At 71.3% G+C, this 7,648-nt stretch carries 8 protein-coding genes and 1 pseudogene; 1 reads left to right on the forward strand and 8 read right to left on the reverse strand.

Features of this window, described 5'->3' with window-relative positions; translation table 11 throughout:
• The 3 genes and pseudogenes from FKV24_RS11650 to FKV24_RS11660 all read right to left on the reverse strand — a co-directional run.
• Positions 1-238, reverse strand: a pseudogene (locus FKV24_RS11650) (class I SAM-dependent methyltransferase); the annotation flags it as partial.
• A 79-nt stretch (positions 239-317) separates the two neighbouring features.
• Positions 318-2,825, reverse strand: coding sequence for an ABC transporter permease (locus FKV24_RS11655; RefSeq protein WP_141482502.1), 2,508 nt, complete (start codon positions 2,823-2,825; stop codon positions 318-320).
• Positions 2,822-3,556 (reverse strand): ABC transporter ATP-binding protein, encoded by a 735-nt coding sequence (locus FKV24_RS11660; RefSeq protein WP_111268186.1) that lies wholly within the window; start codon positions 3,554-3,556, stop codon positions 2,822-2,824. Before FKV24_RS11660 ends, FKV24_RS11655 begins: the two co-directional genes overlap by 4 nt.
• Positions 3,557-3,700: 144 nt before the next feature.
• Here FKV24_RS11660 and FKV24_RS11665 point away from each other — a divergent pair, with 144 nt between their 5' ends.
• Entirely contained in the window at positions 3,701-4,321 is a 621-nt protein-coding gene (locus FKV24_RS11665) for an arylesterase (RefSeq protein WP_343200239.1), read from the forward strand.
• A 51-nt stretch (positions 4,322-4,372) separates the two neighbouring features.
• Here FKV24_RS11665 and FKV24_RS11670 read toward each other — a convergent pair whose 3' ends face one another.
• The 5 genes from FKV24_RS11670 to FKV24_RS11690 all read right to left on the reverse strand — a co-directional run.
• Positions 4,373-5,152 carry a Crp/Fnr family transcriptional regulator gene (locus FKV24_RS11670; protein ID WP_170288291.1) on the reverse strand — a complete coding sequence of 260 codons (780 nt, stop codon included), beginning with the start codon at positions 5,150-5,152 and terminating at the stop codon, positions 4,373-4,375.
• A 387-nt stretch (positions 5,153-5,539) separates the two neighbouring features.
• Entirely contained in the window at positions 5,540-5,881 is a 342-nt protein-coding gene (locus FKV24_RS11675; RefSeq protein WP_111267596.1) for a RebB family R body protein, read from the reverse strand.
• Between the two features lie 116 nt (positions 5,882-5,997).
• Positions 5,998-6,318 (reverse strand): RebB family R body protein, encoded by a 321-nt coding sequence (locus FKV24_RS11680; protein ID WP_111267597.1) that lies wholly within the window; start codon positions 6,316-6,318, stop codon positions 5,998-6,000.
• A 119-nt stretch (positions 6,319-6,437) separates the two neighbouring features.
• A complete protein-coding gene (locus FKV24_RS11685; RefSeq protein ID WP_111267598.1) occupies positions 6,438-7,034 on the reverse strand; it encodes a hypothetical protein in 597 nt (198 codons plus the stop codon).
• An 82-nt stretch (positions 7,035-7,116) separates the two neighbouring features.
• Positions 7,117-7,648, reverse strand: a 532-nt coding sequence (locus FKV24_RS11690) for a hypothetical protein (protein WP_249041002.1), incomplete at its 5' end; no start/stop codon positions are given.

The following is a 7,648-nucleotide window of genomic DNA, read 5'->3' on the forward strand; positions in this document are numbered from 1 at the left end:
AGCGCTCGGCGCCGTCCCCGTCGGCCTCGCGCAGCGTCAGCCCGGAGCGCTCCAGGCGCTCGGCCTCGGGGCGGAAGCTCTGCTCGCAGACCAGTCCCGGGCGCGGCTGCCGGTGCAGCGGATAGCCGTCGCGCGCGCGCAGGAACAGTGCGCCGCCCTCGGCCGGCCACGACAACGGGCCCGCCTCGAACGGCAACATCAGGGTGGCAAGGGCATCGTCCGCGGCGGCGTCGCGCATGGGCAGGAAGAAAGGCGGGGGAGCGGCGATTCTAAATCGCCGCGACCCCGAGCGCCGCGACGCCGAGGGCCCCCGTGCCTCAGTTGTCCAGCTCGCGCAGGGTCACCGACGGTGGCGCATCCAGCACCCGGCGGGTCGCGAACAGCCCGGCCAGCACCGCCGCGGCGACGCCGATACCCGCGCCGACCGCCGCCATCCGCCAGTCGGGTTGCCACGGCAGGTCGAACACCCGGACCGCGATCACCCCCGACAGCAGCGATGCCGCGATCGCCGCGACCGCGCCCGACAGCAGGCCGATCGCGGCAAACTCCGAGGCCTGGGCCAGGCGCAGCTGGCGCCGGCTGCCGCCCAACGCGCGCATCACCGCGCCTTCCTGCATGCGCTCGTCCTGGCTGGCGGTGACCGCCGCCATCAGCACCAGCACGCCGGCGGCGAGCGAGAAATAGAACACCACCCGGACCACGGTGGAGACCTGGTCGGCGGTGCTGCGGACCTGGTCGAGCACCGCGTCGACGTCGATCACCGACAGGTTCGGGAACGCACGCACCAGCTCGGCGGTGAAGCGGGTCCGCTCCGGCGGCACGCTGACCGCGGTGATGTGGCTGGCCGGGTAGCCGTCCAGCGCGCCCGGCGAGGCGATCACGAAGAAGTTCGGGCGGAAGCTCTCCCAGTCGACGCTGCGCAGGCTGCTGATGGTCGCCTCGAACGGCTGCCCGGCGATGTCGAAACCGATCCTGTCGCTGACCTCCCAGCCCAGGTCGCGGGCGAAGTCCTCTTCGACCGAAAGCTCCGGCGCGGCGACCTCGCCCGACCAGAAACGGCCGTCGGTGACCTTGTTGTCGTCGCGAAGGGCCGCCGCGGTCGACAGGTTGAAGGTGCGCTCGGCCATGCGCTCGGCGCGCCCGCCGCGCTCGGCGTAGTCCTCGCCGGTGACCGCCTCGCCGTTGTGCGACACCAGCCGCGCGCGCACCATCGGATACAGGGTCGGCGCGTCGACGCCGCGTTCGGCGATGAAGGCGCGCACCGCATCGAGCTGGTCGTCCTGCACATTGATGATGAAGCGGTTCGGCGCCTCCGCCTGCAGCGCGAGCTGCCAGCGGTCGAGCAGGTCGGTACGGACGAAGGTCAACAGCAGCAGGGCCATCAGCCCCAGCCCGAGCGCGGCGACCTGGGCGATGCTGGTGCCGGCATGGCGGCTGACATTGGCCAGCCCGTAGCGCAGGCTGCCGCGCAGGCGACCGCGCAGGCGCCGGACCACGACGATCAACGCCCAGGCCAGCAGCGCCAGCGCCGCGAACGCGGCCAGCAGGCCGCCCAGCATCGCCAGCGCCAGCGTCGCCGAACCGGCCTGCCACCACAGCAGCGCCGCCAGGCCGAGCAGGCCCGACAGCGCGACCAGCCAGGCCGCCGGTTCGACCCGGTCGAGATCGCGCCGCAGCACCCGCAGCGCCGACACCCGCCGCAACGCCAGCACCGGCGGCGCGCCGAACGCGAGCAGGACCACCAGACCGACCGCGAAACCGCGCAGCACCGGCCACACCGTCGCCGGCGGAATGTCGACCTCCAGCGCGCGCGCCAGCCAGTGGGCGACGCCAGCCTGCAACGCGAACGCCAGCAGCGCACCGGTCGCGCAGGCGGCCAGGCCGAGCATCAGCAGTTCGCCGATGTGGACCGCGGCCAGGGTCCGTTGCTGCGCCCCCAGACAGCGCATCACCGCGCTGCCGGACAGATGGCGCTCGCTGTGGCGGCGCGCGGCCATCGCCACCGCGACCGCCGCCAGCACCACCGACACCAGCGCCGCCAGGCCGAGGAAGCGGCCGGCGCGGTCGAGCGAGGAACGCACCTCCGGACGCGCGTCCTGGATCGTCTGCAGGCGCTGGCCGCGCCCCAACGCCGGACGCACCGCATCGGAGAACGCCTCGACCGCGCCTGGCGCGCCGGCCACCGCCAACCGGTAGCGGATCCGGCTGCCTTCCTGGACCAGGCCGGTCGCCGGCAGGTCGGCCAGGTTCATGAACACCTTCGGCGCGATGTTGAAGTAGTCGATCGACGCGTCCGGCTCCTGCACCACCAGCGCTTCCAGCCGCAGCCGGCTGTCGCCGACCCCGAGCATGTCGCCGGGGCGGGCATCCAAGCGATCGGCGCCGTTGCGGCTCAGCCACAGGGTGCCCGGCGCGGGACCGCCGGAGGCGCTGCGTTCGACGCCGTCGGCGTCGCGCACGACGAACGCGCCACGCAGCGGATAGCCCTCGCCGAGGGCGTGCAGCTCGCTCAACTGCAGCCGCATGGCCTCGCCCTCGCCGACGCTGACCATGCTGTTGAGCTCCAGCGTCTCGGCACCGCGCAGGCCGTTGCGGCCGACCGCGTCGCGGATCTCCTCGCCGATCGGGGCATCGGCGCGCACCACCGCGTCGCCGCCGAGCAGGCGGTTGGCCTCGATCGCCAGCGCGCGCTCGGCGCGGTCGGTGACGAAACCGACCGAAGTGACCGCCAGCACGGCCAGCACCATCGCCGCGAACAGGATCCGCACGTCGCCCGCGCGCAGGTCGCGGCGCAGTTGGCGCCAGGCAAGCGCGAACGTCCTCATGCGCTCACGCGGAGGTCGTCGGCAACGATGTCGTCGGCAACCAGGCGCCCGCTGTCCAGGCGCAGCCGCCGCCGGCAACGCAGCGCCAGATGGTCGTCGTGGGTGACCAGCACCAGGGTGGTGCCGGCATCGGCATTGAGCTCGAACAGCAGCTCGATCACCGCCTGGCCGGTATGGGTGTCGAGGTTGCCGGTCGGCTCGTCGGCGAACAGCAGCGACGGCCGGGTCACGAAGGCGCGGGCCAGCGCGACGCGCTGCTGCTCGCCACCGGACAGCTGGCGCGGATAGTGCCCGAGCCGCTGGCCGAGCCCGACCTTCTCCAGGATCGCGCGCGCCGGCGCCTCGACCTCGCGGTCGCCGCGCAGCTCCAGCGGCAGCATCACATTCTCCAGCGCGGTCAGCGAGGGCAGCAGCTGGAAACTCTGGAACACGAAGCCGACCTTCTCGCCGCGGACCCGGGCGCGGCCGTCCTCGTCGAGCGCGGACAGCGGCGCACCATCGAGGCTGACCTGGCCGTTGCTGGGCACGTCGAGTCCCGCCATCAGCGACAGCAGGGTGCTCTTGCCCGAGCCCGACGCGCCGACGATCGCGACCGTGTCGCCGTGGGCGACGTCGAAACCGACATCGTCGAGGATGGTCAGCTCGCCGGAGGGCAACGCGACATGCTTGCCCAGCCCGGCGACCTGAAGCGCGAATGAGGCTGGGGTCCGGGGGGCGATGGAATCGGCCATGATCTTCCTTATGCTGGTGTCCGTGATCATCCGACCTCGATCATCGGGAGCATGGATTAAATGTTCTTTAAGACGACGCGCGTGGCTGCCTCCCGATATGCGGCATCGGCACGCCGGGTTCAATGTGCCATCGGCTGGGTGGCGATGCTGTCGATGCTGCTCGCCCTGCCCCTGGCCGCGGCCGCGCAGGGCGCCGCCCGCGCCGCGCCCGCGCCCACCCGGACCGTGCTGGTGATGGGCGACTCGCTGTCGGCCGCGCACGGCCTTGCCGCCTCGCAGGGCTGGGTCGCGCTGACCTCGGCCCGGATCGCCACCACCCACCCGGGCTGGAAGCTGGTCAATGCCAGCATCAGCGGCGAGACCACCGCCGGCGGCGCCTCGCGGATCGCCGGCGAGCTGCGGCGGCACCGCCCGTCGGTGGTGGTGATCGAGCTGGGCGCCAACGACGGCCTGCGCGGCCTGCCGCTGACGCAGAGCCGCGCCAACCTCGAGCGCATGATCGAGGCTTCGACGGCGGCCGGCGCGCGCGTGCTGCTGATCGGCATGCGGATGCCGCCCAACCTCGGCCGCGCCTATACCGAGGGCTTCGCCCGCAACTATGCGGAGCTGGCCAGGGCCGACGGACTGGCCTTCGTGCCGTTCCTGCTGGAGCCGATCGCGCTGGACCGTTCCGCGTTCCAGGACGACAACCTGCACCCGGTCGCCGAGGCCCAGCCCCGCCTGCGCGACCACGTGTGGCCGGCGCTGAAGCCGCTGCTGGACTGACCCTGCCGCAGCGATCCGGCCGCACGGCGCGGCCGACCGGGCCGGCGCGGTTCAGGCACGGTCGCCGCCTCTGGCCACCACCGTTCCCGCGCAACGGCAGCCCAGCTGCGCCTTGCAGCGGAACAGGTCGATGTCGTTGATCCTCAGGGTGTTGCGGCGCCGGCTCACCAGCCCGGCCCGGTGCCAGCGCTGGAGCTGGGCGTTGAGCTTGGGACGGCTGGCGTTGATCATCGCCGCGAGGATGCTCTGGGTCGGCGGCAGGGTCACCTCGAAACGATCGGGCGCCGCCGGCGAGGCATCGTCCATGCGATTGAGAAGATGCCGCGCCAAGCGCGACTCCAGTCGATGCAGGCACATGGTCTCGAGGCTGTCGACCGCGCGCCTGAGCCTGGCGCACAACACCGCGTAGGCCCGCTCGATCATCGCCGGCTCGGCCACCAGCGCGCCGAAGTGGCGCCGCGCCAGCACCAGCACGGTGGCAGGACCGTAGGCGACGGTGGTGAAGCTGCGCCGCCCCTGGTCGAGCAGGGCGGTCTCGCCGACGCTCTCGCCGGGGCCGATGCTGTCGACGATCAGCTCCTGCCCTTCGGGCCCGTACAGGATCTTGTAGAGATGGCCGGCGGTCACCACCGCGATGAAGTCGCCGGGATCGCCCTTGAAGAACAAGGTGTCGCCATCCTCGACCCGGCGTTCGACCGCATGCCGCGCGACGTGCCTGACGACACGCTCGGGAACGCCCTCGAAGAAGGCGCTCGCGGCCAGTTGCCGCCCGCGCAGTGCCTCCGCCTCTCCGTCATCGGCCACCCGCACCCGTGAGCGGCCACTACCCATGGAGACGGCCGCCTGCCGATCTTGCGGACGACAACGCGCCCGAGCGCGCTCCGCCTGCCCTGGGATCGACCCCGACCGTTCCGAACCTCGCCCGCACACTCCTCGACGGTTGCGCCGCCTCTGTCGTCGCGTCCATGTCTCCTTCCCCAGTGCTTCTCGATGCCCCTGTTCCGGCCCGCCCGGGGCGGGCCTCATCGCGGTCACGCAAGTGGCGCTCCGGTGCGCCGTGACCGTCGGAGCCGCAATCCGCGCAGGCCCTGTCGCGGCCCACGCTCCGACTCCTTCGCAAAGGACTGCGCGATACCGGAGCGTTCCGGCATCGCGCAGTTCAGGCCCCGGCCGCAACCGGCCGGTGGACTGTGATGCCCGCCGCTTCGGGCGCCCGGGCTACAGGCCCTTCGACTGCTGCGGGCTGAACGACTTGAGCACCGTCAGCAGGCTGGTCAGGTTGTCGGACACGCCGGTCTGGGCGACCTTCTCGGAAGCGCCCGCCGCGGCGGTGGTGTCGACGCTGTAGATCTGCATCACGCCCTGGTTGGTGGCGGCCTGCGACAGCGAGTTCTGCTGCTGCTGCGCCGACACCGAGTTCTCGAACAGGATGCCGGTCGAGTGCGCCATGGTCTGGTACATCGACGCGATCGCCATCGCCGGCGCTTCGCCGACGATCTTGACGTTCGACTGGGTCACCGCATCGGTGATCTGGTTGTTGACGGAGGTGGGATATGCCATTTGACTTCTCCATGTGTATGGCCATGCCGGCCATGGGAATGACGCTCAAACTCGGGCAGTCAGGCCATCACCCTCCTGCCCGGGTCGCTCAGCCTCGGCTGATCAGACCTGACCGGTCAGCGGAATGCGTTGAGCACGGTCAAGAGACTGGTCAGGTTGTCCGCCACGCCGGTCTGCGCGACCTTCTCGGTGGCGCCGGCGGCGGCGGTGGTGTCGAGGGTGTAGATCTGCATCACGCCCTGGTTGGAGGCGGCCTGCGACAGCGTGTTCTGCTGCTGCTGCGCCGACACGGCGTTCTCGAACAGGATGCCGGTCGAGTGCGCCATGGTCTGGTAGATCGAACTCATTGCGATGGCCGGGGCCTCGCCCACGACCTTGACGTTCGACTGGGTGACTGCATCGGTGATCTGGTCGTTGACCGCGGTAGGGAATGCCATTGCTTCGACTCCTCTTGGGGTTATGCACGGCCGTTGCCGTACGTTTCAAAAAACGTCGTCACCGGAGCTTTGTGAAACACACTCGACGCATTTCTCCGGTGCCGCCGCGGCCCTGGGAGTCAGGACCCGCGGCCCGTGCCCGAGCCGCCCTTGCGGCCCTTTGCGGACGACTTCCCGGCCTGCGGGGCGGGCTCGGGCACAGGCTCGGCGGCAGGCGTTTCGGGGGTCGCCTGCACAGGCTCGGCGGACGCGCCCGGCAACGCCGCGAGCGCCTGCTCGAGTTGCTGCGCCAGCGCGCCGAAACGCGACTGGAACAGCGACTCGACTTCCTTCTTGACCAGGTTGGCCAGTCGGTCCGCGATCTGCGTCATCAGCACGTGGCTGTTCGAGGACGCCTGGCCCGGCTGCAGCCGCGACGGTCGCAGCGCCCCCAGGTCCTCGGCCTTCTCCAGCACCTGCAACAACGCATGGGTCTCGCTGTCGGCTCCCGCGCCGGCGCGCGCGAGGTGGTTGGCCGCTTCCTCGCGGACCCGGGACAGGGTCTCGTCGATCGTCTGCTGCCCCGACTTCACCGCATCGACGACCAGCCTGACCGGATCGGTGTCGCCCGGGTCCGGTGGTGCGATGCTCATGCCGCTTGCGACCAGGCTGTCGAGCGTCTCGCGCTCGGCCTCGGTCAGCGCGCGCTTGAGATAGCGCTCGGAGAACTCCAGCACCGCGTTTCGCAGCGGGCCGGCGGCGGCCGCGGGCGGCGGCGACCCTCCCTCATCGTGCGTCGGTGGCGGCGCCCCGCTGCGCTCAGCCCTTGTCACGACGATTCGCCAGCAGGTCGGCGTACTTGGCGATGCTCTGATCGATCCTGTCGATCGCGAAGCTCGCCGATTCCGCCTCCATTGCACCCGCGGCCGCCGCCACCGCGGCGGCGGCCCCCATCATCACGTCGGTCGCGAGCACGCCTACCGCGTCCTCGGCCGCCTTCTCCAGTTGCTGACTGACCAGGGCCTCGGTCATGTCCTTCAACAGCACGCCCTGACTGGCCAGGGCCAGCTTGCTGACCCCGTCGAAATACGCGGCCGCCGACTGCGCGACCAGGCCCGCCGCCTGACTGATCATCATGTCCGGGCCGATCGCGATCTGCGAAGGCGCATAGGACGTGGTCTCGGCATTGCTCAACTGCACGGCCTGCACGATCTGGGGATTCAGTGCCGTGGTCGCCGGGGTCGACGCCTGGCTGAGCAGGCGGTCGGTCATCTGGCCCAGGGTCGATCGCGGCGGCGTGGCGCCACTGCCCGAACCGTTGCCCGAACCGGAGCCGCTGCCGCTGCCGCTG

The organism is Marilutibacter maris, assembly GCF_006546735.2.
GTDB lineage: Bacteria > Pseudomonadota > Gammaproteobacteria > Xanthomonadales > Xanthomonadaceae > Marilutibacter > Marilutibacter maris.

Bases quoted from the DNA above. Each gene is read 5' to 3' on its own strand.
- FKV24_RS11655 (WP_141482502.1), bottom strand. From the start codon at position 2,825: ATGAGGACGTTCGCGCTTGCCTGGCGCCAACTGCGCCGCGACCTGCGC.
- FKV24_RS11660 (WP_111268186.1), bottom strand. From the start codon at position 3,556: ATGGCCGATTCCATCGCCCCCCGGACCCCAGCCTCATTCGCGCTTCAG.
- FKV24_RS11665 (WP_343200239.1), top strand. From the start codon at position 3,701: ATGCTGTCGATGCTGCTCGCCCTGCCCCTGGCCGCGGCCGCGCAGGGC.
- FKV24_RS11670 (WP_170288291.1), bottom strand. From the start codon at position 5,152: ATGGGTAGTGGCCGCTCACGGGTGCGGGTGGCCGATGACGGAGAGGCG.
- FKV24_RS11675 (WP_111267596.1), bottom strand. From the start codon at position 5,881: ATGGCATATCCCACCTCCGTCAACAACCAGATCACCGATGCGGTGACC.
- FKV24_RS11680 (WP_111267597.1), bottom strand. From the start codon at position 6,318: ATGGCATTCCCTACCGCGGTCAACGACCAGATCACCGATGCAGTCACC.